Annotated in this window: 22 protein-coding genes; 10 read left to right on the top strand and 12 right to left on the bottom strand. The window is 72.4% G+C overall.

Annotation, left to right across the window (positions count from 1 at the left end; all coding sequences use genetic code 11):
- Positions 1-1,023, bottom strand: coding sequence for an MsnO8 family LLM class oxidoreductase (locus tag AC0699_RS06715; RefSeq protein WP_478656493.1), 1,023 nt, complete (start codon positions 1,021-1,023; stop codon positions 1-3).
- An 84-nt stretch (positions 1,024-1,107) separates the two neighbouring features.
- Between AC0699_RS06715 and AC0699_RS06710 the strand changes: the two genes are divergently transcribed.
- Entirely contained in the window at positions 1,108-1,590 is a 483-nt protein-coding gene (locus tag AC0699_RS06710) for a phosphatase domain-containing protein (protein WP_478657188.1), read from the top strand.
- A 97-nt stretch (positions 1,591-1,687) separates the two neighbouring features.
- Here AC0699_RS06710 and AC0699_RS06705 read toward each other — a convergent pair whose 3' ends face one another.
- A complete protein-coding gene (locus AC0699_RS06705) occupies positions 1,688-1,900 on the bottom strand; it encodes a dodecin (protein ID WP_478656490.1) in 213 nt (70 codons plus the stop codon).
- Between the two features lie 189 nt (positions 1,901-2,089).
- On the opposite strand from AC0699_RS06705, the gene AC0699_RS06700 reads away from it, so the two are divergent.
- From AC0699_RS06700 to AC0699_RS06690, 3 genes are all read left to right on the top strand, one after another.
- Positions 2,090-3,337 (top strand): extracellular solute-binding protein, encoded by a 1,248-nt coding sequence (locus AC0699_RS06700; RefSeq protein ID WP_478656488.1) that lies wholly within the window; start codon positions 2,090-2,092, stop codon positions 3,335-3,337.
- A gap of 168 nt (positions 3,338-3,505) precedes the next feature.
- On the top strand, positions 3,506-4,288 hold the full coding sequence (locus tag AC0699_RS06695; RefSeq protein ID WP_478656486.1) for a GNAT family N-acetyltransferase: 783 nt from the start codon (positions 3,506-3,508) through the stop codon (positions 4,286-4,288).
- Positions 4,285-5,319 (top strand): lysophospholipid acyltransferase family protein, encoded by a 1,035-nt coding sequence (locus AC0699_RS06690; protein WP_478656483.1) that lies wholly within the window; start codon positions 4,285-4,287, stop codon positions 5,317-5,319. Before AC0699_RS06695 ends, AC0699_RS06690 begins: the two co-directional genes overlap by 4 nt.
- On the opposite strand, the gene egtD is transcribed toward AC0699_RS06690, so the two are convergent.
- The 4 genes from egtD to egtA are packed head-to-tail and all read right to left on the bottom strand — an operon-like array spanning position 5,214 to position 9,506.
- A complete protein-coding gene (gene egtD / locus AC0699_RS06685) occupies positions 5,214-6,176 on the bottom strand; it encodes an L-histidine N(alpha)-methyltransferase (RefSeq protein ID WP_478656481.1) in 963 nt (320 codons plus the stop codon). The two genes, AC0699_RS06690 and egtD, sit on opposite strands and share 106 nt — an antisense overlap.
- Entirely contained in the window at positions 6,173-6,928 is a 756-nt protein-coding gene (gene egtC, locus AC0699_RS06680; protein WP_478656479.1) for an ergothioneine biosynthesis protein EgtC, read from the bottom strand. Before egtC ends, egtD begins: the two co-directional genes overlap by 4 nt.
- Positions 6,928-8,241 carry an ergothioneine biosynthesis protein EgtB gene (gene egtB / locus AC0699_RS06675; RefSeq protein WP_478656476.1) on the bottom strand — a complete coding sequence of 438 codons (1,314 nt, stop codon included), beginning with the start codon at positions 8,239-8,241 and terminating at the stop codon, positions 6,928-6,930. The genes egtC and egtB overlap by 1 nt, the downstream gene beginning before the upstream one ends.
- Entirely contained in the window at positions 8,238-9,506 is a 1,269-nt protein-coding gene (egtA, locus tag AC0699_RS06670; protein ID WP_478656475.1) for an ergothioneine biosynthesis glutamate--cysteine ligase EgtA, read from the bottom strand. Before egtA ends, egtB begins: the two co-directional genes overlap by 4 nt.
- Positions 9,507-9,642: 136 nt before the next feature.
- Between egtA and AC0699_RS06665 the strand changes: the two genes are divergently transcribed.
- The 3 genes from AC0699_RS06665 (at position 9,643) to AC0699_RS06655 (ending at position 12,042) form a co-directional block, all read left to right on the top strand.
- Positions 9,643-10,467: a TIGR02452 family protein gene (locus AC0699_RS06665; RefSeq protein ID WP_478656472.1), complete on the top strand. Its 825-nt coding sequence runs from the start codon at positions 9,643-9,645 to the stop codon at positions 10,465-10,467.
- A 139-nt stretch (positions 10,468-10,606) separates the two neighbouring features.
- A complete protein-coding gene (locus AC0699_RS06660) occupies positions 10,607-11,629 on the top strand; it encodes a LacI family DNA-binding transcriptional regulator (protein WP_478656469.1) in 1,023 nt (340 codons plus the stop codon).
- A gap of 143 nt (positions 11,630-11,772) precedes the next feature.
- On the top strand, positions 11,773-12,042 hold the full coding sequence (locus AC0699_RS06655; RefSeq protein WP_469766781.1) for a hypothetical protein: 270 nt from the start codon (positions 11,773-11,775) through the stop codon (positions 12,040-12,042).
- A 380-nt stretch (positions 12,043-12,422) separates the two neighbouring features.
- Here AC0699_RS06655 and trxA read toward each other — a convergent pair whose 3' ends face one another.
- Positions 12,423-12,791 (bottom strand): thioredoxin, encoded by a 369-nt coding sequence (gene trxA / locus AC0699_RS06650; protein WP_453669003.1) that lies wholly within the window; start codon positions 12,789-12,791, stop codon positions 12,423-12,425.
- Between the two features lie 148 nt (positions 12,792-12,939).
- Between trxA and AC0699_RS06645 the strand changes: the two genes are divergently transcribed.
- Entirely contained in the window at positions 12,940-14,382 is a 1,443-nt protein-coding gene (locus tag AC0699_RS06645) for a dihydrolipoyl dehydrogenase family protein (protein ID WP_478656466.1), read from the top strand.
- A gap of 100 nt (positions 14,383-14,482) precedes the next feature.
- On the opposite strand, the gene AC0699_RS06640 is transcribed toward AC0699_RS06645, so the two are convergent.
- The 4 genes from AC0699_RS06640 to AC0699_RS06625 form a co-directional block, all read right to left on the bottom strand.
- Entirely contained in the window at positions 14,483-14,833 is a 351-nt protein-coding gene (locus tag AC0699_RS06640) for a tetratricopeptide repeat protein (protein WP_478656464.1), read from the bottom strand.
- A 145-nt stretch (positions 14,834-14,978) separates the two neighbouring features.
- Entirely contained in the window at positions 14,979-18,752 is a 3,774-nt protein-coding gene (locus AC0699_RS06635; protein ID WP_478656462.1) for an SAV_2336 N-terminal domain-related protein, read from the bottom strand.
- A gap of 2 nt (positions 18,753-18,754) precedes the next feature.
- On the bottom strand, positions 18,755-19,801 hold the full coding sequence (locus AC0699_RS06630) for an AAA family ATPase (protein WP_478656459.1): 1,047 nt from the start codon (positions 19,799-19,801) through the stop codon (positions 18,755-18,757).
- A gap of 17 nt (positions 19,802-19,818) precedes the next feature.
- Positions 19,819-22,122: a VMAP-C domain-containing protein gene (locus tag AC0699_RS06625; protein ID WP_478656457.1), complete on the bottom strand. Its 2,304-nt coding sequence runs from the start codon at positions 22,120-22,122 to the stop codon at positions 19,819-19,821.
- 373 nt (positions 22,123-22,495) lie between these two features.
- Between AC0699_RS06625 and AC0699_RS06620 the strand changes: the two genes are divergently transcribed.
- Positions 22,496-23,461: a pirin family protein gene (locus tag AC0699_RS06620; protein ID WP_478656454.1), complete on the top strand. Its 966-nt coding sequence runs from the start codon at positions 22,496-22,498 to the stop codon at positions 23,459-23,461.
- Between the two features lie 82 nt (positions 23,462-23,543).
- Here AC0699_RS06620 and AC0699_RS06615 read toward each other — a convergent pair whose 3' ends face one another.
- Positions 23,544-24,404 (bottom strand): slipin family protein, encoded by an 861-nt coding sequence (locus tag AC0699_RS06615; protein ID WP_478656452.1) that lies wholly within the window; start codon positions 24,402-24,404, stop codon positions 23,544-23,546.
- A gap of 463 nt (positions 24,405-24,867) precedes the next feature.
- On the opposite strand from AC0699_RS06615, the gene AC0699_RS06610 reads away from it, so the two are divergent.
- Positions 24,868-25,123 (top strand): hypothetical protein (locus tag AC0699_RS06610; RefSeq protein WP_478656450.1); only part of this gene is annotated, 256 nt, incomplete at its 3' end.

Below are 25,123 nucleotides of genomic sequence, written 5' to 3'. Positions count from 1 at the left end.
CTAGGCAGTGTCCCCCTCGTTCGCGCTGGTCAGGCCCGCTGTGCGCGCGAGGCGGTGGAACGAGTCCAGCAGACCCTCGCGGTCGTACGTGCTCGTCGTCACCAGCACCTCGTGCGCGCCGCTGTCCTTGATCACCGTCTCCAGTGCGTCCGTGACCTGCGCCTCCGTGCCGTGGATCTGGCCGAGCAGCCCGGACTCGTAGAGCTCGCGCTCCTTCGTGGTCATCGCCCGTGCCTCGATGGCCTCGGTCGGTTCGAGCGGAGGGAAGGTGCCGTGCGTCCGGGAGTACGCCATCGCCCACGCCTCCGGTATCAGCAGCCGCCGGGCCTCCTCCTCGCTCCCGGCGACCGCGACCGTGCCCGCCACCACGACGTACGGCTCCGCCGCCCACGGCGACGGCCGGAACCCGGCGCGATAGCGGTCGACGGCCCGCAGCAGCCGCTCCCGGCTCCTGAGGTCCCCGACCACCAGCGGCAGCCCGGCCGATGCGGCGATCTCCGCGCCCTCGCCCGTGGCCAGCACGAACGGCGGTACCCGCAGTCCCTCGGAGGGGCGCGCGTGCACCTGCTGATGTCTCCCCTCGAAGTACCGCAGCAGCTCGCCCAGCTGCCCCGCGAAGTCCTCCGCGTCGTCCTTGTCCCGGCCCAGCGCCCTGCGTACCCCGTCGGTGAAGCCGACCGACCGGCCGAGCCCCATGTCGATCCGCCCCGGGAAGAGGGACTCCAGCACCCCGAACTGCTCGGCGACCACGAGCGGTTGGTGGTTGGGCAGCATCACCCCGCCCGTACCCACCCGGATCACCGAGGTCGCGGCGGCGACGGCGGCCGCCAGCACCGTCGGCGCGGAGCCGGCCACACCCGGCACACCGTGATGCTCGGAGACCCAGAAGCGGTGGAAGCCCAGCGCCTCCACCTGCTGCGCGAGCCACACGGTGTCGCGCAGCGCCTGCGGGCCGTCCTGCCCGGCACGGGTGCGGGAGCGGTCCAGCACGGAGAACCTGGTCGAAGCGATCACTGAGGTCACACCAGGGTTCAACGCCCGCACGGCGCCAGGATTCCCGGTGCAGCCAGGATCACCGGGGCCACGCCCTAGGCTGGCAGCGTGACCATGAACAGCAGGCCACTGGCCGTATTCGACCTGGACGGGACCATCGCCGAGACCGGCCACCGCCAGCACTTCCTGGAGCGCAGGCCGCGCGACTGGGACGGTTTCTTCGCTGCCGCGCCGGACGACACACCGCTCGTCGAGGGCGTACGGATGGCGGCCGAGGCGGCCGGGGAGTGCGAGGTCATGTACCTCACCGGCCGGCCCGAGCGTTGCCGCCCCGCCACCCTGGAGTGGCTGGCGCGGCACGGACTGCCCACCGGCAGGGTGTGGATGCGGCGCAACCACGACCGCCGGCCCGCCCGGACGACCAAACTGGAGATCCTGCGGCGCCTCGGCGGCGGCCGGGAGATCCGGATGCTCGTCGACGACGACGAACTCGTCTGCGGTGCCGCCGAACGGGCGGGCTTCAGGGTCGTGCGCGCCCGCTGGGCCAGCACGTCACAGGCGATGAAGGACGCACAGGGGCGCGAGGGCCGTACCTGACCCGTGGGTCCTGCCCACCCGATACCCGAGGGCCCCACCTGGCCCAGGGCCGCACCTGCCCCCGTGGGCCGTACGGGTGACCTCGGTCACCCCGCCCCTACGCCTCCTCCAGCCGGAAACCGACCTTCAGGCCGACCTGGTAGTGCTCGATCTCGCCGTCCAGGATGTTGCCGCGCACCTGCGTCACCTCGAACCAGTCGAGGCCCCTGAGGGTCTGCTTGGCGCGGGCGATGCCGTTGCGGATGGCCTGGTCGACTCCCTCGTGGGAGGTGCCGACGATCTCGGTGACCCGGTAGGTGTGCTGGGACATGGGGCCGCACTCCTCTTCGCTGTGTCGAAGGTTTCACTCCACGGTGCCCCAGCCCGGGGCCGTCCGCGAGGCGTCGGGGGTTGACCACCCGATTGGTACATACCAAAATCCCAGCCACGCCCGTGCGAACGCCGTTCGGTCCCCCCACGTCGGGTCCACTTCCCGTGCCCAACGTAAAAGGTGACCTACGTGAAGAACCGCCTCCTGGCCTGCTCCCTGGCCGTCGTGTCCGCTGTCGCGCTCGCCGGATGCGGAATGCTGCCGGGCGGCGGCCCGGGTGGCCGCACCGTCAGGGTCTGGCTGATGAAGGACAGCGTCTCGGAGGACTTCCTCGACCGCTTCGTCACCGACTTCGAGGAACACCATCCCGGCGTCCGGCTGGACGTCACCTTCCAGGAGTGGACCGGCATCGGCGAGAAGGTCACCGCAGCGCTGGAGAGCGACGAGGCGCCGGACGTCATCGAGGTCGGCAACACCCAGGTCGCCCAGTACGCCGAGAGCGACGCACTGCTCGACCTGACCCTGGAGTCCATCCGCGATCTCGGCAGCGACGACTGGCTGCCGGGCCTCGCCGAGCCGGGCAGCATCGACGGTACGCAGTACGGCATCCCCTGGTACGCCGCCAACCGCGTCGTCATCTACAACAAGGACCTGTTCACGGAGGCGGGGATCACACAGCCCCCGAAGACCCGCGCCCAGTGGCTCGAGGACACCGACAAGCTCAACAGCGAGGGCAACCAGGGCATTTACCTCTCCGGGCAGGACTGGTACACCCTCGCCGGCTTCATCTGGGACGAGGGCGGGGACCTCGCCGTCGACGAGGCCGGCTCCTGGGCGGGCGTCCTGCACAAACCCGCCGCGATCCGCGGCATGACGTTCTACAAGGAGCTCCAGGCCCTCGGCGACGGCCCCGAGGGCGCGGACGAGATGACACCGCCGCAGACCGGTGTGTTCGCCAAGGGGAACGTCGCCCAGATCATCGCCACCCCGTCCTCCGCCACCGTGATCGAGAAGGAGAACCCGGCGCTGCGGGGCAAGCTCGGCTTCTTCCCGATCCCCGGAAAGACCGCGAAGAGACCCGGCGCCGTCTTCACCGGCGGATCCGATCTGATCATCCCCAGGAAGGCGCGCAACCGCAGTGCCGCTATCGACGTCGTCGAGGCCCTGGCAGGTGAACGCTGGCAGACCGACCTCGCCAGGACCATGAGCTACGTCCCCAACAAGACCACCCTCGCATCGGCCATCGAAGGCCAGGAGGCCACCGCCGCGATGGCCGCCGGCGCCGCGCAGGGCCGGGCCACCCCCAATTCCCCCAAGTGGGCCTCCGTCGAGGCCGACAACCCGATCAAGCCGTACATGACGGCCGTCCTGCGGGGCGAGAACGCCGAGCGCGCCGCCAAGAGCGCCTCCGAGCGGATCACCGAAGCCCTCGGCTGACCCTGCCGTCACGCACGGGCCCGGGCGAGCGGAGTTGCCCGTCATTCAGATGTCGCACATCCACACTCCGCATCGACGTCATGTCGAATCCAGCCGGTCACGGAATTAGTTAGAGGCCGGACCGTCACAGGCGCGATCCGGCCTCACCGTCCGGCAGAGGAGACCGTCATGCCCGCAACGCCAGCCGTCGTCCCGGCCCCACTCCTGTCCGCTGAGCCGGAGCCCAAATACGTGGTGTCCCTCGCCCGCGACCAGGATGACGTACGGGCCGCGCAGCGGCTGCGCCACCAGGTGTTCGCCGGCGAGATGGGCGCCCGGCTGGAGGGGCCCGAGCCCGGCCTCGACATCGACGCGTTCGACGCGTACTGCGACCACATCCTGGTGCGGCACGAGGACACCGGCGAGGTCGTCGGCACCTACCGGGTGCTGCCGCCCGAGCGCGCCAAGGTCGCCGGGCGGCTCTACTCCGAGACCGAGTTCGACCTCGCCCGGCTCGCGCCCATCCGCGACGACCTGGTCGAGGTCGGCCGCTCCTGCGTCCACCCCGCCCACCGCAACGGCGCCGTCATCGCCCTCATCTGGGCCGGCCTGGCCCGCTACATGACCCGCACGGGCCACACCTGGCTGGCCGGCTGCTGTTCGATCCCGCTCGCCGACGGCGGCACCCTCGCCGCCGCGACCTGGGACACGGTCAAGGCCAAGCACCTCGCGCCCGAGGAGTACTGGGTCACCCCGCACAAGCTCTGGAGCGCCGACGGCATCGACCGCCCCGCCGGACGCACCGAGCTTCCCCCGCTGCTGCGCGGCTACCTCCGCCTCGGCGCCTGGGTGTGCGGCGCGCCCGCCCACGACCCGGACTTCGGCGTCGCCGACCTGTACGTCCTGCTGTCGCTGCGCCGCACCAACCCCCGCTACCTCCGCCACTTCCTCTCGCTGGCCCCGGTGAAATGAGCGTCTGGCTTCCCACCGCACCCTGCACTCCGGCCGACTGTGCGACCACCCAGTGGCCCATGGTCGGCCGCCTCACGGCGGTCGTCCGCCTGATCGCGGGCACGTCGGCGGTCCTCGCCGGCGTCGTCCTGTCCCCACTGGTGATCCTGCTCGGCTCCAGCCGCCGTGCCCGGCTGGTCAGCCTGTGGTGCCGCGCGGTGATCCGGGCCTTCGGCGTGCGGATACGCATCGTGGGCCCCGAGGCTGGGACCGGCCCCGAGCCGGGGAGCGGCCCTGAGGCGGGGGCCGGCCTCACGCCGGGTCCCGGGCCCGCTCAGGACGAGCTGCACCCGCGGCGCCGGCTGCCCGGCACACTCGTCGTCCCCAACCACATCTCCTGGCTGGACATCCCCCTCGTGGCCGCGGCCATGCCCGGACGGATGCTCGCCAAGCGCGAGGTGCGGCAGTGGCCCGTCCTCGGGCCGCTCGCCGGGCTCGGCGGGACGCTGTTCGTGGACCGGGACCGGCTGCGCGCGCTGCCCGGGGTCGTCAGGACCATGGCCGACGCGCTCAGGACCGGGGCACGGGTGATCGTGTTCCCCGAGGGGTCCACGTGGTGCGGCCGCGAGAGCGGACGCTTCCGGCACGCCGCGTTCCAGGCGGCGATCGACGCGGGCGCAACCGTACAGCCCGTACGCATCACGTACGGGCCCGTCGGCGCCGCCGCGTTCGTCGGAGAGGATCCGCTGGCCGCCTCCCTGTGGCGGGTCGCGACGGCCGGCGGGCTCACCGCGGAGATCAGGATCCTGCCCCCGATCCCCGCGGGCGTCCACACCGACCGCCGCTCACTGGCCCGCGCGGCGCAGAGCGCGGTCACCGGGGCCGCTGCCGGCCACGACACCCACGCCCCGCCCCGCAAACGCCTTCGCGGGATCCCCGCTCAGGCTCAGACCGCGGTCGACAGGGACAGCGCGAATCTGCCCTCCGTATCCGTCCACCACTCGACCAGCTTCATCCCGGCGTCCGCCAGCTCGGAACGCACGCCTTCCTGACGGAACTTCGCCGACACCTCCGTACGGATCTCCTCACCCGCCTCGAACGGCACCACCAGATCCAGCTCGCGGATCTTCACGTTCAGTGCCTCCCGGGCCCGCAGGCGCATCTCGATCCACTCCTCCTGCGCGTTCCACACCGCCACGTGGTCGAAGTCGTCCGGGCGGAAGTCCGCCCCCAGCTCCCGGTCCATCACCGCCAGCACGTTCTTGTTGAACTCGGCGGTGACACCGGCCGCGTCGTCGTACGCCGCCACGAGCACCTCCTCGTCCTTCACCAGGTCCGTGCCGAGCAGCAGCGCGTCGCCGGGCGCGAGCAGCGCCCGCACGGACCGCAGGAACACCTCGCGCTCGGCCGGCAGCAGATTGCCGATCGTGCCGCCGAGGAACGCGACGAGCCGCGGCCCCGGCGTCGTGGGCAGGGCCAGTACATGCGTGAAGTCGGCGATCAGAGCATGCACCTGGAGCCCGGGCCGCTCGGCCAGCAGTGCCTCGGCGGCCCCGGCCAGGGCGCTCTCGCTGACGTCCACCGGCACATAACTGTGCAGGTCCGTGAGCGCGTCCAGCAGATGACGGGTCTTCTCCGACGAGCCGGAACCGAGCTCGACCAGGGTGCGGGCACCGGTCGCCGCCGCGATCTCCTGCGCGCGTGCGAGGAGGATCTCCCGCTCGGCGCGGGTCGGGTAGTACTCGGGCAGCCGGGTGATCTCCTCGAAGAGCTCACTTCCGCGAGCGTCGTAGAACCACTTGGGAGGCAGCTCCTTGGGGGTACGGGTCAGCCCGCGCAGCACATCGGCGCGCAACGCGGCGCCCGTGGCGTCCTCGGGCAGGGTGCGGGTCAGCTGGAACGGGCTCACGCAGATGGCTCCTTGAGCGGGGTCAGTAGTACATCGGTGCGGGTTGCCGCGAGCAGTGTCCGGTCGGGCACTTCGCACCAGTGGGGATCGTCGTCGTACGGTTCCGACGCCACGACCGTCCTGCGGCCGGGCTCGGCGAGATACCAGAGCGTGTCGCCCCAGGCGGTCGCGGTGATCGTCACACCGTCGGTGAGCAGCAGATTCAGCCGCGATCCCGGCGCGGCCGCCGCCACCTCCAGGACGGTCTCGGCCAGCGCCTGGCCCAGTTCGTCGCCGTCCCGCAGCCGGTGCAGCACCAGCGCCCACACCAGCGCGGAATCGCACCGCGCCTCCATCGACAGCAGTTCGGCGGCGGGCAGCGCGGCGGCGAGGGGGGCGGCCGAGCCCGGCCAGCCCCTGACGGCACCGTTGTGGCTGAACAGCCAGGGCCCGGCGGCGAACGGCGCGGCGGCCGCCTCCCCGTCCGCGCCCGCCTCGGTCGCGTCCCGGACGGCGGCCAGCAGCGCCTCGCTGCGGACCACCCGGGCCAGGTCCGCGAAGGACTGGTCGCCCCAGACGGGCCCGGACCGGCGGTAGCGGCCCGGGACCGGGTCACCCTCCGCGTACCAGCCCACCCCGAAGCCGTCCGCGTTCACCGTCCCGTGCTGCTGCCGGCGCGGCGCCCAGGACTGCCGCAGCAGCGCGTGCGGCGGCCGCACCAGCAGCTCACCCAGCGCCGTCCGCGGGCCCAGAAAAGCGATGTGCCGGCACATCACGCGTCCCTGGCGGTACGGAACCCGGAGAAGATCTGCCGGCGCACCGGCAGGTCCCAGTTGCGGAACGTGCCACGGCACGCCACCGGATCCACGGCGAACGAACCGCCACGCAGCACCTTGTGGTCGGGGCCGAAGAACACTTCGGAGTACTCGCGGTACGGGAACGCCGCGAAGCCGGGGTAGGGCAGGAAGTCGCTCGACGTCCACTCCCAGACGTCGCCGATCAGCTGCCGGATCCCGAGCGGCGACGCACCGTCCGGGTAGGCCCCTGCCGGTGCGGGCCGCAAATGGCGCTGGCCCAGGTTGGCGCGGTCCGGGGACGGATCCTCGTCGCCCCACGGGTAGCGCCGGGAGCGCCCGGAAACGGGATCGTGGCGGGCCGCCTTCTCCCACTCGGTCTCCGTCGGCAGCCGCCGCCCGGCCCAGCGGGCGTACGCGTCGGCCTCGTACCAGCTGACGTGCAGCACGGGCTCGTCCTCGGGGACCACCTCGGTCACCCCGAACCGGCGACGCAGCCACTGGCCGCCCTCGCGCCGCCAGAACAGCGGTGCGCCGATGCCGTGCTTGCGGATCTGGTCCCAGCCCTCCGCCGCCCACCAGCGCTCGTCCGCATACCCGCCGTCCGCGATGAAGGCCTGGAAGGCGCCATTGGTGACGGGCGTGGTGTCGATGAAGAACGCGGGGACCTGGCGTTGGTGCGCGGGCCGTTCGTTGTCCAGCGCCCACGGCTCGGCGGAGGTGCCCATCGTGAAGGGGCCCGCCGGAACCAGCACTTCGGCCGGCAGCCCGAGCGTGCTGCCGCTCGGCGGTTCCGGGGCGTCGAGCGCGGCCGGTCCCTTCCGGAGCTGATGGGTGATCAGCATGGTCTCGTCGTGCTGCTGCTCGTGCTGCGCGATCATCCCGAAGGCGAAAGCCGCGTCCGTCAGCCGGTTGCCGTGCAGCGGCGCGGAGTCGAGGATGTCGAGCACCCGGCCGCGTACGTCGGACGCGTACATCCGCGACTCGGCGGCGGAGAGCAGCGGCAACGAAGGCCGTTCGGCGCGGGGATGCTCGAAGGCGTCGTAGACCGAATCGATCTCGGGGCGTATCGCCTCACGCCCGGCGACGGCCCGCAGCAGCCACTGCTCCTCCTGGTTGCCTATGTGCGCCAGGTCCCAGACGAGCGGCGACATCAACGGAGAGTGCTGGGCGGTCAGTTCATGGTCGTCGACGCACGTCGTGAGCACCGTGGTACGGGCCCGGGCCGAGGTCAGCGCCTCCAGGGCGCGCTTCCTGAGCACGTCGTCGGACGCCACCAGGGACTCGTTCATGAGTGGATCTCCTTGCTGCGGAGCGAGAAGTCGTCGGCCGGACATCGGCCGGGCAGGACGTAGCGGTCGTGGAACGCCGCGACCGCGTCCTGGACGGCGGTGGAGGCCCCCAGCCGGGGCAGAGCCTCCAGAGCGACGGCGAAGCAGGTGACGGCGGCGCTGTGCAGTTCGGGATCGGTGAGTGCGTCCCTGGCGGCATGGGTCCAGAGCGGATTGCGCGGCGCGGGCAGCGCGCCCGCCGTCTCGGCGAGCGGCTTGACCGTGCGGTAGGCGGTCTCCGCGGCCTCCGGGTCGTCGAACAGCGCCGTCGTCACCGCGACCGGCACCATCCAGCCGTCCTCGCCGGGCTGCGCGTCGATCATGCGCAGTTCCAGATGTCCGCGCGGCCGCACGGGCGGGAACAGCGTCGTCATGTGGTACTCGAGATCCGCCCGGGTGGGCGGCCGCGGCGCGCGGGACCGTATCCACTCCCGGAAAGTCAGCCGCTCCGGCGACGCCCACGGCCCTTCGGGCGCCCTGATGCACATGACCGGCGTGTCCAGCACATGAGCGGCCCACGCTTCCCGCGGAGGTACTCCCGGATCCGGCGCGAGAGCCCGTACGGGGTCCAGATCCGTCCACAGAGCCTGCCGGGTGGATCGCCGGCCGGTGGGCCGCCCGGCGCCCGCAGGGGAGTTGGCGAAGGCCGCCACCAGCACCGCACCCAGCAGATGAGCCAGCTGCCAGCGTCTGCCGAGCCCGAGCGGCCCGGGCTCCTCGAATCCCGCGTCCAGACACACCTGTACGGAGGCGGACGAGCACATCATCGAGCGCCCGGAGGGTCCGGTGCGATCGAACCAGGCCTCCATGGCGTCATAGCGCGGCTGGCGCAGCAGCCGACGCGGCGGGTGCCAGGGGTCGTTGCCGAACCCGGTCAGAGTGAGGCCGGATCCGCGCAGTGCGGTCCGGACGAGGGCCAGATCCGCCGCGGTGGAGTCGATGCACTCCATCAGCGACGCGGCGGGCGGGGAGCTGAGCTCCAATTGGCCACCGGGTTCGAAAGTGAGCGTCGAGCCGAGGGGCAGCTCCCTCAGTCCGGCGTAGGCCCGGTCGAGCGTGGTCGGCGCGACAGGCCGTTGCGGAACGTGCAGTTCGTGAACGAGCCATTCCAGTTCGACCCCGACGGTGCGGGGCGGGCCCGTCTTGAAGCAGATACATCGAAGCAGGTCTTCGGCGTCGTCCTCGGTGAGCGGCGGGCCGCTGCCCCCGAAGTCGGGTGCTGGCATGGTCGACTCCTCTGTCGAAGCGTTCCGTCCACCTAAGGCCACCGCCGATGGTTCGCACAAGAGTGCCCCCGCCGGGCGTCAGCGGCTCGTAATATCCGTTTGCCGTGTTGAGGTTCGGTCACTGAGGATTCCGGGTATGAGCGCACGCTTGCGGGGGATCGCGAAACAGACCCAGGAGATCGTCGACGCAGGTCGCTACCGGGCGCCGGGCGGCCACATGGTGACGATCGGCGGGGAACTGTCCGCCGCGGTCGAGGGGACACGGATGTACGGACCCGGGCCCGTGCCGGTTACCCCCGACACGGACCGTTCCAGCGTATGCGAGGTCACCGGCGAGAGCAGCCTGGAAGCCGCCCGCCGCATGACGGCCCAGGACAGCGGGCCTGTCGCCGTGCTGAACTTCGCCTCCGCGCGGAATCCGGGAGGCGGCTATCTGAACGGCGCACAGGCCCAGGAGGAGGCGCTCTGCCGGTCCTCCGCGCTCTACACCACGCTGCTGAGCGTCCCGGACTTCTACGATCACCACCGGGCCGAGCGCAGCCCCTTCTACACCGACCGGGTGATCCACTCGCCCGGTGTCCCGGTCTTCCGGGACGACCGCGGAGGTCTGCTCGACGCGCCGTACACGGTCGGCTTCCTCACCTCACCCGCACCGAAGGCGGGCGTGATCACCAGCCGTACGCCGGGGGAGGCCGCCCGGATACCGGCCGCGCTCGCGTCCCGGGCCGAACGGGTGCTGGAGACGGCCGCCACGACCGGCTACCGGCGGCTGGTGCTCGGCGCCTGGGGCTGCGGGGTGTTCCGCAACGACCCGGCCCAGGTGGCCGGCGCGTTCAAGGCCCTGCTCACGGGCGGTGGCCGGTTCTCCGGGCATTTCGACGAGAGCGTCTTCGCGGTGCTGGACCGCACGCAGGCCGGGACCACGCTGGGGGCGTTCCGCGCGGCATTCCCGGCGTCGTAGGCCACTGTCCGCCCGGGTGCCTGACCGTGGTGGCGCAAGGGTTGCTCGTGTCAATGGCTCGTGTCACCACTGTGTAGCGTTCAATTCAGGCCAACCGCCAGACCCTGAACAGGATTGGTCTGGAAGGATGCCGAGGGCGATGAGCCAGACACCCAGACAGCCAGCAGAACGTTCCGTACCGACCAGTGCCGATGTCGCCCGGCTGGCCGGAGTCTCCCGGGCCACCGTCTCGTACGTGCTGAACAACACCTCGGCGGTACGGATCAGTGAGCCCACCCGCCGACGGGTCCGCGAGGCCGCGGAGGAGCTGGGCTATGTTCCGCACGCGGCGGCACGCAGTCTGCGGGCCGGACACACCCGCATGGTTCTCCTGCCCACCGCGCACATCCCGGTCGGTCCGCTCTACAGCAGCTTCATCAACGAACTCCAATGGGCGCTGCGGCGCCTCGACTACACCGTCGTGCAGTACGGCAGCCTGGGCCTCGACGGCGACGCGGCGGCCCGCGCGTGGGCAGAGCTGCGGCCCGTCGCGGTCCTCTCGCTCGGCGAGATCGCGCTCACTCCGCAGGGGGTCGAGGTGCTCAAGCGCTCCGGCGCGAAGGCCGTGATAACGCTCGGCCCGCAGCCGGTCGAGGGCGCGCACTCCCTGGTCATGGACCAGCGTGAGGTCGGCGCCCGGGCGGCGGAGCATCTGCTGGAGCGCGGGCACCGGCGGATCGGTGTGATCATGCCGGTGGAGCCGGGGCTCGAGCTCTTCTCCGAGCCCAGGCTGGCCGGGGCGCGCGAGACCGCGGAGCCGACGGGTGCGACCGTCGAGGCGATCCCGCTCGCCTACGACGAGGACGCCGCGGATGCGCTCGCCGCGCGGTGGCGTGAGCTCGGTGTGGACGCCGTGTACGCGTACAACGACGAGTACGCGATGCTCCTGATGCGGGCCCTCCAGGACGCCGGGATCGGCGTCCCGGACGAGACCGCGGTGATCGGTGCGGATGACCTGCTGCTGGGGCGGCTGCTGCGACCGAGGCTCAGTACCGTGCGGATCGACATGGTGACGGGGGAGTATCTGGCCGAGCTCGTGGACCGCGTGGTCCGGGATCCGGGCGGGGCGCCCGAGCGGCACGACCTGATGGGGGCGCAGGTCGTCAGGCGCGAGTCGACCTGACGAGGCGGGGCCGACGCGGCGGGCTGATGGGCCGGCTGCCCGGCCGACCCGACGGGCGGACCCGACCCGACGGGCCGACCGGCGTCGGCATGATGCGTCGATCTGCACATGCGTGGCGGGCGGTGCATGGCTAGCGTCATGGCATGAGGACAGTTCCGCGGCGCTTCGAGATCCTGCTGGTGCCCGAGCACGTCGAGGACCGCGCCGGCGCGACGGTGGAGGACAGCGCGGTGCGCTCGGCAGTGGTCGAGACCACCGGTGAGACGGGCGCGTCGGGCTACCCGCGGTACGCGGGGCACGGCATCGTCGCGGACATCGACCCCGTGACGCGCACGGTGGAGGCGCTGCTCGTTGACGGCTCGGAGCTGGACTACGGGTTGACGGCGCTGGTTTCCCGGCAGACACCGGAGTGAGGGCGGCTCTCGTTGTGCGGGTGCGGGTGCGGGTGCGGGCCGGTGGACTGGTTGTGCCCACCCTCCCGCAGCGCTTCACCTGGGGGTACCGTCATGTCGCCGCGCTCGCCTTGCGGAATGCCTGCCCACGAACTCGGGCCACCGGTACGCCCGGACGGCAGGCGTACGCACCCCGCAACACACAACCTCGCAAGCCCGGCGTCGAGTTCACCTACCCGACCGCATTGCCGAGGCGCCCGGCCTCGCGCACCGGGTCGGCGCGGAATCCTGCTCGCCTCGCCGGCGACCCGCGCCGCCTGCGAGGCGGTGGGGCGTCCGTTCCGGTGCGCCGGAGCCGGGGCCGCACGCGGACAGCGGCGGCCCGGGCCCGTCCCCCCCGGTTACTGGGGCTGCTGCGCCTCCGCGATGGACTTGCGGACCTCGTCCATGTCCAGCCCGCGGGCCTGGCCGATCACGTCCTCCAGGACGGGCTCCGGCAGCGCCCCGGGCTGGGCGAACACGGCCACGTTGTCCCGGACGATCATCAGCGTGGGAATCGAGCGGATCTCGAAGGCCGCGGCCAGCTCCTGCTGCGCCTCCGTGTCCACCTTGGCGAAGACGAGATCCGGATGGCGCTCGGAGGCCTGCTCGTAGACCGGCGCGAACTGACGGCACGGGCCGCACCAGGAAGCCCAGAAGTCGATCAGGACAAAGTCATTGTCAGATACAACCTGATCGAAGTTTTCCTTGGTGAGCTCAACAGTGCTCATTGTTTCCCTACCTCTTCCTGGTGTCCGGTCGGACCCTCCCCCTACGCCCTGGCGGGCCCGGGGGGACCCCCAGGCCAACGGCGCACGGGGCGGCGGTATTCCGCCTGCCCATGTGGCTTCGGTGCACACGTGGCACCAGACTGTCCGTATGACGGAAGCTGTGGAATACGACGTTGTGGTCCTGGGGGCCGGTCCGACCGGGGAGAACGTGGCGGGGAGGACCCGAGCCGCGGGGCTGAGTACCGCAGTGGTGGAGGGCGAGCTCGTCGGCGGGGAGTGCTCGTACTGGGCCTGTATGCCGAGCAAGGCGCTGCTGCGGCCCGTCATCACACGCGCCGACGCGCGCAGGGTCCCGGGCGTGCGCCAGGCCGTACAGGGCCCGCTCGACGCCCACGCGGTCCTGGCGCACCGCGACGAGTACGCCTCGCACTGGAAGGACGACGGCCAGGTCGCCTGGCTGGACTCGATCGGCGCCCGCCTCTACCGCGGGCGGGGCCGGCTGCACGGTCCCCGCAAGGTCGTCGTCGAGGGACCCGAGGGCGAGCATCACGTGCTGACCGCCCGGCACGCCGTCGCCGTGTGCACCGGCAGCCGCGCCGTCCTGCCCGGTCTGCCGGGGCTGGCCGGTGCCAAGGCATGGACCAGCCGGGAGGCGACCAGCGCGCAGGCCGTGCCGGGGCGGCTCGTCGTCGTCGGCGGGGGAGTCGTGGGTACGGAGATGGCCACCGTCTACCAGGCGCTCGGCTCCCAGGTGACCCTGCTGGTGCGCGGCGGGGGGCTGCTGCCGCGCATGGAGCCCTTCGTCGGCGAGCACGTCGCCGACGCCCTCACCGAGGCCGGTGCGATCGTCCGTACGCACGTGAGCGTCGCCGCCGTACAGCGGTCGGACGGCGCCGGCCCGGTCACGGTCGTCCTTGAGGGCGGGGAGCTGATCGAGGCCGACGAAGTGCTCTTCGCCACCGGACGCGCCCCGCGCACCGAGGACATCGGACTCGAGACGGTGGGGCTGGAGCCCGGCTCCTGGCTCCCGGTCGATGACAGCTGCCAGGTCGACGGCAAGGACTGGCTGTACGCCGTCGGAGACGTCAACCGCCGCGCTCTCCTCACCCACCAGGGCAAGTACCAGGCCCGCATCGCGGGAGCGGCGATCGCCGCCCGGGCACAGCACGTACCGCTGCTGGAGTCGGACCGCTGGGGCGCGCACGCCGCGACCGCCGACCATGACGCCGTGCCGCAGGTCGTCTTCACCGATCCGGAGGCGGCGGCGGTCGGCCTCTCCCTCGCGCAGGCCGAGGCCTCCGGCCGCCGTGTCCGCGCCGTCGACCAGGACCTCGCCGGCGTCGCGGGCGCGGGACTCTACGGCGACAGCTACCGCGGGCGAGCCCGGATGGTCGTCGACCTGGACCGGGAGATCCTCCTGGGCGTCACCTTCGTCGGCCCGGGCGTGGGCGAACTGCTCCACTCGGCGACGATCGCGGTGGCGGGCGAGGTCCCGATCGACCGGCTCTGGCACGCGGTTCCGGCATACCCGACGATCAGCGAGGTGTGGCTGCGCCTCCTGGAGGCGTACCGGGACGGCAGTCGGGCCTGATCCGGCGCCACCGGGCAGCGACCCGTCCGCCGGGACTCCATGGCGGACGGGTCGCTCAGCGCCGACTGCGGCCGGTGCGCGCACACCGGCCGCAGTCCGCTCACGGCCCCTCCGGGAAGTCTCCGGACATCGCCGCCGCCATCCGCAGATGCGGAGCAGCCTCGGCGCCCCGCCCCTGCCGCTCCAGCGTGCGGCCAAGCATCAGCCGGGCGTAGTGCTCGACCGGGTCGCGATCCAGGACCGCGCGCAGTTCGGCCTCGGCCTTCCCGAGCTGGGCCGAGTGGTAGTACGCCCGGGCCAGCAGCAGCCGCGGCGCGACCTGCTCCGGGACCTCCGCCACCAGCCCGCCGAGGATTCGCGCAGCGGTGAGGTACTCCTTGGCTTCGAAGAAGAACTGTGCACGGTCCCAGCGCTCCGAGGCCGTCCCGAACTCGTAGTACGTCTCGCTCACTTGCTCTCCCTCCGCGGTGGCCTGCTCCGCCGCCCTGCGACACCGCCAACCGGAGAGATCGATTCAATATTCCGCAACGGCGGGCAGTGTGCACGGGCCGCACGCGCCGTAGCGGCTCAGCGCGCTCACCGTGTGAAGAGCGCGCTCACCGTATGAAGAACGGCGTGCCGCCGCGCGGGAAGCTCTCCATCACCTCGCGCGCGAGACGGTGGAACACGCTCTGTGTCGCGGGGGCGAGCGCCGCGAGCTCCGTCAGGCCCTGGCCGCGGATCGTCGCGTCGTACGGTACGGCCATCAACCGACCCGTCAGGCTGCCGAGTTGCGCCGATGCCTCCCGCAGCCGGCCGTCGATGTCGCCGTCGTCCTCCGCGTCGCACAGAGCCACCGTCGAATGGGCCACGAGGTCGAGACTCTCGCGCGCGAGCCACGCCATCAGCCGGGCGGTCCTCTCCACCTGGCCCGGCGCCGTGGTGGCCGTGAAGACGAGATGGTCGACCGAGCCCAGCAGGCCGCGCAGCGCCTCGCCGGCGGGTGGCAGGAACGAGTCGGACGCGTCCACGACGGTCGTGCCGTACTGGGTGACCCACTCCACGTGGCTGCGTCGTGGGCCCGTGCCGAGGTCCAGCCGGTCCCCGGGCCCGACGCTCACGTACAGGAACCGGGCCCCCGCCGCGTCGGTGAAGGTGAGGTAGTCGTCACCGCTCGGGCAGGCCAGCGCTGTGCCGTCGGCGAATCGCTGGGCGCCGGCCGAGTCCGCCGGTGCGACGCGGTAGCCGAAGACCTGCGTCCGCCGGCAGGCCGGAACCATGATCACCGGGGTCCGGTAGGCGTCCGCGACCGGTTTGGCCAGCGCCGAAGCGAGGTGCGCGGCGACCGTACTGCGTCCGGAGCCCGGCAGTGCGCCCAGCACCGCGACGCAGAATCCGCGCCGCGCGGGACCGATCGGAGCGAGCCGCTGATCGGCCGCCTTGGCGCGGGAACGGGAGCCGAACCGGCGGCGCCGTGGACGCTGCGGAGGCTCCCCGGGGAGCCGCAACCAGCGTTCGACCGATACGCCGACGGGCTTCGGGGCCGCGGAGGGTGCGGCCGAAGCGCCCGGCTGGACGGGCACTTGGGGGCCCACCCCCTCGTATCCGACGCCGTCCGGGGCAGTGCGGCGGATGCGGGCTCCGTCGATGAGCGTGACGGCGGACGGTGACAGCCATTCCCCCAGCGGGCGGGACGCGGCGCCTCGCGGCACCCGGTCCCGCAGCAGACTCAGCACGTCCCGGGCCGTCGGCGGTCCGTCCGTGCCGTGCAGACAGGTGCTGACCACGGCGTGGAGGGCCTGATCGTCCCGCGCGTAGGACGACGGCTCCCAGTCCGATGCGTCGAGTGGTTCCAGCGTGCCGCGATCGGCGTCATAGCGGGGGGTGTGGGCGTATGCGTCGTTCCCGTACGCGGCGTGGGCGACGATGGCCCCCAGCGCCGCGATGTCGTCCTCGGGCAGCGCGGCCTCGTCGTTCGGGCCGGCGGGGGCGCCGTCGATCGTCGCCCGGTGCCAGCCGGTGATGAGCGGGCCGTCCTCGGTGATCAGTACGTGGCGGGGCTGCAGCCGCCCGTGGACGACGCCGGCACTGTGACTGTGGGTCAGGGCCGCGGCCAGACGCTGGGCGAGGCAGAGCGCTGCCTCCGCACCAAGTCGCCCCGTGGAGCCGACGAGTTGGCCCAGATGCGGCGCCGGGCGGCCGGACCGGGTGCCCACGACCGAGCTCGCCGTCCAGTGCGGGGTGCTGTGCGCCGCGTCGGACTCGATCAGGGACGGGAGACAGTCGTGGGCGAATCTGGCCAGGGCGGCGTGCTCGGTGGCCACGTGCTCGGGCCGGACCGTGCGCAGCACCACCTCGTGGCCTTCCGGGCTGACCCCGAGATGCGCCCCGGACCAGACACTCTCCCCGATCCTCGAGACCAGCCGGTAATGGGTCCGGTTGCGTGTCTCCACCGTCGTGACCAGCGCCCAGGGTCGGCGCGGGGCGGGCGTCGCCCGGTCCACGGGCGGGAAGGACGGAGGCAGGAGGCCGGAGGGCTCCGGGGACGGCGCCGGTTCCTCCCTGGGCAGCGCGGTGGGCAGCTCGTTCCACTCCGCTCCGGGCAGGGCGCCGAGCCCCAGTCGCTGCAGCAGCGCGGGCCCGAGCCACGCGAAGCTCCGGGCGTGCTCGGGAAGCCGCTCGGGACCGTCCGCCCGGTTGAGCCAGGCGGCGAACTCGGGTGCCTGCCCGGCGAGTCCGGCCACCAGTGTGGACACGCGGCGCGCCGTCAGCACGATCTCGGCCGTGGGGACGGCGTCGAGCAGGACGTCACGGGTCCGGTCGCTGAAGGAGAACAGCCTGCGACCGTGGCCGCGGTCGGCGCCGCCCGCGCGGTCGGCGGGCCGGTCGTTCCCGTCCAGCCGCATCAGCCCGCCCAGGAAGACCTCCGCCAGGTGCGCGGTGGTGGCCTGCCAGGGCACCGCGTTCGTCACCAGGCGCATCACCGGGACCGTGACCGGAGCGATCGCCGCGAGATGTGCCGCCAGTCGATACGCCTCGGGTGACGCCGTACTGCGAAAGCGCCGGACGTCATCGCGGGGCGCGACGTCAGCCGATGCGCCGGCAGCGGCGGCCTCGGGGTCCCACAGCGTGAACACGGTGTCCATGCCGCCCGTCGCCACCGCCCGTGCCCAGCGGCCGAGCCCCTGCGGCGTCGGCTCGAGCACCGGCAGCGCCCGGCCGGTGAACGCGCTGAGCTCCGGTGGCAGCAGAGAATCACGTACCCTCCACCGGCTGTTGGGAGCTCCGGAGTGCGGCACCCGGACCGTCCAGCGGCGTACCGGCAGCGCCGACCCCTCCCACAGGCGCGGGGGCAGCGCGTGCACGATCGCGGTCGGTCCGCAGTCCGACCAGCGGGTCAGTACCCGGCGCAGCGCGCTGCCGCGCCAGGCCGCCCCCGCCCCGTCGGTGATCACGAGGGTCATGGTGCGGCCCGAGGGGTCGCAGATCACTTCCGGCGGCACCCACGCCCCCGCCGTGCCGAACGGCCTTGTGGACAGCACCGGCCGGCCCGGGGCCCGCCCGTCCGGCCCGTCCGGGCGCAGTGCCCACGTACGGATCTGCCGGAAGGCGCCGAGGCGGGCGCAGAGCGTGCGGAGGTCGGCGTACAGCTGCTGCCAGAGCAGCATCGAGACGCTGTCGTCCACGACCAGCGCCAGATCGAGCCAGCGTTCGCGCCCCGGCCTGGTCACCACGTCGACGAGCCCGGTGTGGGCGATCCGGGAAGCCGTGACGGCCTCGTCGATCTCGGTACGGCGAGGATCGGCGCGGAGCCGCTTGAGGGGCCGCAGTGCGCGCGCGGCGAGCAACGGGGCGGCCAGGCCGCGCGGTTGGGCGATGCGTACGGAGACGGCGCGAGGCAGGACCGGGGGCGGGCCGGCGGCGTCGCCCGGGCTGTCGGGCAGCGGTGGGGGCTCCTCGTGGACGTCCTCGTCAGGGTGGCCGCCGGGCTCGTCGGTGCCGGTGCCGTCCGTGCTCTGGACGTCCTGTGCGTCCTGTGCGTCCTCGCCGTCGTCCGTGTTCTCTGTGTTTCCCGTTTCCGGTTCCCGTTCCGTTTCCGTTTCCGGTTCCGGGACCGTGGGCTGCGGATCGGCCGGTGCGGCGTGCAGGCCCGCGGCGTCGGCGGCGTCGGCGGCGTCCGGACCGGTCGCCATGCCGTCGGAGAGCTCGGAGCCGCCCTCTGCCCGGTCCGACCGCCCGCTCCCCGCTCCCGACGAGCCGACGAGCGCCAGCGGGGCGTCCGCGCCGCCGGGCACGCGCTCGGCCAGCCACAGCACGTCGGCGAGCTCCTCGGCGGTGACCTCACCACCGAAGAGCCCGGTCAGGTCCCGGAGCCGGTCGATGTCGAGCACGGTCAGGCCGGCCCTCCGAGCTGGCGCAGCACCGAGTCCAGGAGCCCTTGCGCGTGCAGGTCGACGCCGCCCAGCCGCAGATGGGCCGCGTTGAGCAGTTGGTCGGTGGCGAGTTCACCGGGGGCCCGGCGGGCCAGGAACGCCTGGATCAGGTCCTCGACACGCGGCAGCGCCTCCTCGCCGAGGTGCGCCGCCACGATGGCGCGCAACCGCTCCTCGTCGGGGTCCGGCAGGTCGAGGCGCAGACAGCGCCGCAGGAAGGCCGGAGGGAACTCACGTTCGCCGTTGCTGGTGATGACGACGACCGGGAACTCCTGGCAGCGCACCAAGCCCCGGTGCACCGGCTGCGGTTCGGCGGCGTGCAGCGCGTGGACGTACACGGTGTCCTGCCCGGGAGGCAGCCGGGACAGCTCGGGGATCTCGAACTCCCCCTCCTCGAAGACGGCCAGCAGATCGTTGGGCAGATCGATGTCCCCCTTGTCCAGTTCGTCGACCAGCAGGACCCGGGGCGCCTCGGAGGGCAGCAGCGCGGTGCCGAGCGGACCCAGCCGGATGTAGCGGCCGATGTCCGGTGACTCCGGCGGCTCCGGTGACTCCGGTGGCGTGGAGTCCTCCCGTGCGGCGCCGTCACCGCGGAAGTTCGACTCGCGCAGCCGGCCCACCGCGTCGTACTGGTAGAGCGCCGCGGCCAAGGACGACCTGCTGTTGACGGTCCAGCGCAGCACCTTGCCGAGCGACATCTCACGCGCCACCGCGTACGCGAGCGACGACTTGCCGGTGCCCGGATGGCCGGTGACCAGCAGGGGGCGCCGCAGATGCAGCGCCGCGTTGACGACGTCGGTCTCGGGGCGCCCGATGAGGTACGGGCGCGGGGAGTCCGCAGCCCTGGGACCGGCGCCGTGGCCGCGCTCCGCGTCCGCCGCCCCGAAGCGCCGCCAGGGAGGCGGCTCGGGCATGGAGACCTGTCGCACCTCCCCGTCTCCGCGGAACAGGAACCAGCCGTCCGTCTCCGGCGGTTGGGCGTGGTGCGGGTGCTGCGCGGACGTCATCGGTGTCGCGTCTCCTCTCATGGCGTACGGCCGAGGGCTGCCGGGTTCTCGTACGACGGGTCGCTCCACAGCGCCCGCGGCGGCAGCCGGGACGCGTCGTCCCACACCAGCGCGGGCGTGACGGCCGTGAGCCGGGAGTCGTCGGCCTCGGCGAGGGCGCGGGCGCGGTGGCGGCGCACCCGGTGCGGCAGACCCTTCGGCGGTCCGTTCAGCACCAGCGCGAGGAGCCGGTCCCCGCCCGTGGGCGCGGGCGAGGCGCACCGGTCCCAGACGACGACGGGCACACCGAGCGCCAGACACACGGCCCGCAACGACCCCCGATACTCCTCCGCACAGTCGACGATCACCCGGGCCAGACCCGGGTCCTCCGTGAGCAGCCCGTAGACCTGGTGGCGTGTGGTGTGGCGGCGATCCAGTCGCAGGACGCCGCCCCCGCGCTCCAACTCCGCCCAGCGCGCCCGCCAGTCGGGCAGGCGCTCAGGCACCCGCCTGCGGATCTCCGGGCAGCGGATGACGACGACGTACTCGGCGCCGAGGACGACCGGCACCTCGTACGGTGACGTCTCCTGCTCCCACTGGTCCACGGCGACGTCCAGATCGTCTGCTTCGAGCAGCACCTCGATGAGCGCGCCCGGGGCGTCCGGCGATGCGGACGGCGTCCTTTCCCGCGCCAGTACGCCGTGGAGCAGCCGCGCGATCTGCGCCGGGGTGCGGTCCACGTCGTCCGAAACGACCAGGCGCTCCGTCTCTGCGCCGCCCGGCGCATCATCCGGAGCCGCATCATCCGGAGCCGCGTCGCCCCTGCCTGACTCGTACCACGCCTCGCAGCGGAAGGTCTCGCCGGAGACCCGGGTGAGCCGCACCGTCAGACGCGGTACCGGCGGTGTGCCCTCCTGCTGCCTGCGCCGCGCCCAGGCGATGGCGTCGTCCCGCCGTTCACCGAGAGCCTCGGCCGCGACTCCGAGCCGGTGGGCGACCTGCTCGGACCAGTCGCGCAGATCGCGCGACTGCTTCTCCTCACAGGTGGCGGCCAGATACTCCATCGCCCGCAGCAGGGCGGGTACGCGTGGCGAACCGGCCGGTACGGGCGCGCTGTCGCCCCAGAACCCCTCCAGCGCCTCGACCAACCGGGCTGTCGGGTCCGCCGGCGGAGGGGCGGCAGGAGTTTGCGGCGGCTGCGTCTCCTCGCCCGGTGCGCCGTCGAAGAGCGTGGTGTGCGGCAGGGCCGCCCGGGCCGCTTCGGGGAGCCGCGCGGCCACTTCCGGCGGCAACAGGTCCAGGAGCCAGCGGTGTTCGCGTACGGACAACAGGCCCTGGACGGCGGCAGCACGGCCGAGGAAGAGCAGTTTCAGTGCTGCCTCGCGCTCACCGCCGGGCAGGCCCTCTGTCAGCACGGCGAGCGCCCTGGGATGCGTGAGGAGCAGATCGACGATGTCGTCCACCGTGGGGACGGCTCCCGGGGCCCGGGTCAGCCCCAGTTCGCCCGCCATCCGGTCGGCGTGTTCGGCGCGACGCTCGGGGTCGGCGCACAGGTGGGCGACCACGGCGGCTATGCCGTGCCGGGTGCCGGGGTCGACGAGTGCCGCCTCGTGCCCGGCTCCGCTCCACGGGGACGTCGAGCCGGGAGACCGGGGCTCCGCGGCCTCCAGCTCGGCGCGTACGGCCTGCCAGGGCAGGGCGAGCGTCCTGCGGGTGACGTCCCCCGGGCGGAAGGGCCCCTCCGGCGGGTGCAGGACACCCAGGACGACGCCGACCGCGGCCTGTTGTCCGTCGCACCACAGCGGACCTCCGCTGTAGCCGGGGCCGATGGCCGCTCCGCGGATGCCGGCGTCGACGAACCCGAGCCGGTCGTCGCACCATTCGACCTGCCCGTCCGCGTACGTGAAGGGCTGGCCCGTGCTGTACCAGGCCCGCACCCGCTGCTCCTGCGCCATGTCCGCCCACTCGACCGGGCGGATCGGCGCGGGCGGCTCGGAGTCCAGTTCGAGGACGGCTAGGTCCCCCTGCCACACGGCGCTCGTTCCTTGTGACGGCCGGCCCGCACCGGGCCCGTCGTGCTCCGCCCGAGCCGGAACCCACACAGCGAGACGGGCCGTCAGCGGATCGGTGTGCGGCGCGACGGGAAAGGAGACGTGAACCGCTGCCGAAGCGGGCCGGTCCGTGGCGAACGGTTCCCGGCCCAGGCACTCGTTGACGACGTGCGCGCAGGTCAGCACGCGGCGCTCGCCCAGATAGACACCGCTGCCGACGGACCGTTCCACCGTCCGTACGCAGGCCAGGGACGCGCGCGCACCCTCGGCCCCGGACGACGCGGCGGACACCGGGCGGAACCAGAGCCGCCGCGTGCGCGCCCCGCTACCACGCATAGGAGGACGCGGAGTTGACGCGTTCAAGGCCCATCGGCATTGCCATTCGATCAGTTTGCACGAGGAGCGGGCGCGGGCGGTGGCGGTTGCGGATATTGAGCGCGCGCCCCGGCCCCTCGACCCCGATGCGAGCCTTCCAGCTCCGAGGGGTGTTTGTGTCTTATGGATCTTGCCGGGTCCGATCCACCGGACACCCCCTGGGTCCAGGTACGGCCCCGGACCGGGGGAGGCGGCCGACAAACACAGTCCCACCAGGCGAATCCGAGTACACGGTGGCTCAGTCGGCAGGTCTTTGTGACCCGCCCCGCACAGGGCTAGGTTGGGCGTCATGAGCAATCTTGATCGTCAGGCTGCGCTCTCCGCATGTGGCGGCCGCGGCTTCGTCGTCGCCGAGCCGGTGCGTGAGCTCCTCGCCCCCCGCCATGTCCCGCTCGGCGAATCCACCGAGGTCCGCCGGCTGCTCCCCAACCTCGGCCGCCGCATGGTCGGCGCCTGGTGCTTCGTCGACCACTACGGCCCCGACGACATCGCCGACGAACCCGGCATGCAGGTCCCGCCCCACCCGCACATGGGACTCCAGACCGTGAGCTGGCTGCACGAGGGCGAGGTCCTGCACCGCGACAGCGCAGGCAGCCTCCAGACGATCCGGCCGCGCGAGCTGGGACTCATGACCTCGGGGCGGGCGATCAGCCACTCCGAGGAGAGCCCGAAGCCGCACGCCCGCTTCCTCCACGGCGCCCAGCTGTGGGTCGCGCTGCCCGACGCCCACCGCGATGTGGAGCCGCACTTCCAGCACCACGCCGAGCTGCCGCACGTCACCGCACCGGGACTCACCGCGACGGTCATCCTGGGCGAGCTCGACGGCGCCGCCTCGCCCGGTTCGACGTACACCCCCATCGTGGGCGCGGACCTGGCGCTGTCCCTCGGCACCGAGACCAGCATCCCGCTCGAACCGGACTTCGAGTACGCCGTGCTGTCCATGTCCGGCGAGGCCCATGTCGACGGAGTGCCCGTACTGCCCGGGTCGATGCTCTACCTCGGCTGCGGTCGTACCGAACTGCCCCTGCGCGCCGAGTCGGACGCGGGCCTGATGCTGCTCGGCGGCGAGCCGTTCGAGGAAGAACTCATCATGTGGTGGAACTTCATCGGGCGTTCGCAGGAGGAGATCGAACAGGCCCGCCGGGACTGGATGGAGGGCACCCGCTTCGGCGACGTCAAGGGTTACGCCGGGGACCGGCTGGCCGCTCCCGAACTCCCGCCCGTGGCGCTGAAACCACGGGGACGGGTGCGCTGACCAGGGCTGAAGCTCTCGGGTGAGTCTTTCGTGTGGGTCTCTCGGGTGAGGCTCTCGGGTGGTGTCGGTACGCCGCCGACGACTATGACGGCTGGACGCGTGGGTCGGCCAGGCTCTCATCCCGCGCAGCGGGCACGGCGTCGGGTGCCGGCACCGCATCCACGGCATTGCCCCCGGAGCCGAGGTTCCGCGCTGCCCGGTCGAAGTAGCGGAGCAGTTCCACCGGGAACGGCATCACGAGAGTGGAGTTCTTCTCCGCGGCCACCTCGACGACCGTCTGCAGCAGTCGCAACTGCATGGCCTCTGGCGTGTCGGCCATGATCCGGGAGGCGTTGGCGAGCTGCTGTGCGGCCTGGAACTCACCGTCGGCCGTGATCACTCGCGCCCGTCGCTCCCGCTCGGCCTCCGCCTGCCGGGACATCGACCGCTTCAGCGACTCCGGCAGCTGTACGTCCTTGATCTCGACCCGGTCGATGTGGACACCCCAGCCGGCTGCCGGGCTGTCGATCATCAGCGCCAGTCCCTCGTGCAGCCGTTCACGGTCGGACAGCAGGTCGTCCAGGTCGCTCTTGCCGATGATCGAACGGAGCGAGGACTGTGCCACTTGGCCGACAGCGAAGACGTAGTCCTGGACCTCGATCGCGGCTCGGGCGGGGTCGGTGACCCGGAAGTAGACGACGGCGTCCACCTTCACCGAGACGTTGTCACGTGTGATGCCCTCCTGTGTCGGGATCGGCAGCGTGACCACCTGGACGTTCACCTTCCGCATCCGGTCGGCGAACGGAATGAGGAAGGTGATGCCGGGCTGCCGGTACCCGGGCAGCGCTTTGCCGAACCGGAAGACGACGCCCCGCTCCACCTGGTTGACCACACGCATCCCGCTGCGCAGCACGACGAGTGCGCAGACCACGACAACGACGATTCCTGCTACGGCAGCTTCCACGGCAACGGCCCTTCCCCGAGAGGTGAGTGGGATACCGAAGATGACAGCCTCCGGAGCCGTACGGATCCCGGTTGAGCATCAGGGAGTCGTTAAGAGTGCCTCTTGTGGTGTGCTGGACGTCGCCCATGGACGCGGGCACGCGGCGAGTTCGACAACATCACCTTCGCCGCGAGCGTGCCGCCGCCGAGCGGACCGTCGAGATCTTCCGCGAGAACGAACGGCGTGTGCCGGCCGTCTGGCCCTGCGCTTCCCGCCCCGGGCGACCGACTCCCTGGCGGCCCTGCGCCTGGACGGCGGGGCGGGCAGGGCGAGGTGCCGCCCCGTGTTGCCGGCGGACCCGGATCTTCGCAGGCCGAAGAGGTGGCCGTAAAAGAGTCGTCAAAGTCGAGTCAGCTGCCGTAAGGACCCCATCAAGGACGATCGCGTTGGCTCGAAACAGGCGGTTTTCTCAAGGGGCCCGGTCGTGGTCCTGGCGAAGGAGAACTACGGGCTGCGCGAGCGCCACCAGGGCGAGCTCGAGGGGGCCGAGTGGGTGCCCTTCACCGCTCAGACCCGTATGAGCGGTGTCGACCTCGCCGAGGACGGAGCCGGCCGCAAGGTCCGCAAGGGCGCGACCGCCTCCGCAGAAGTGACCGTGCGTGGGGGGGGGGGGGGGGGGGGGGGGGCGGGCGCCACCGCGCGACCCGTCCGCCTGATCCCGCAGGAGAACGACCCATACA

This window comes from Streptomyces sp. NPDC043870 (assembly GCF_056435785.1).
The sequence above is the reverse complement of the archived record's forward strand: the minus strand, read 5'-3'. Positions and strand labels throughout refer to the sequence as shown.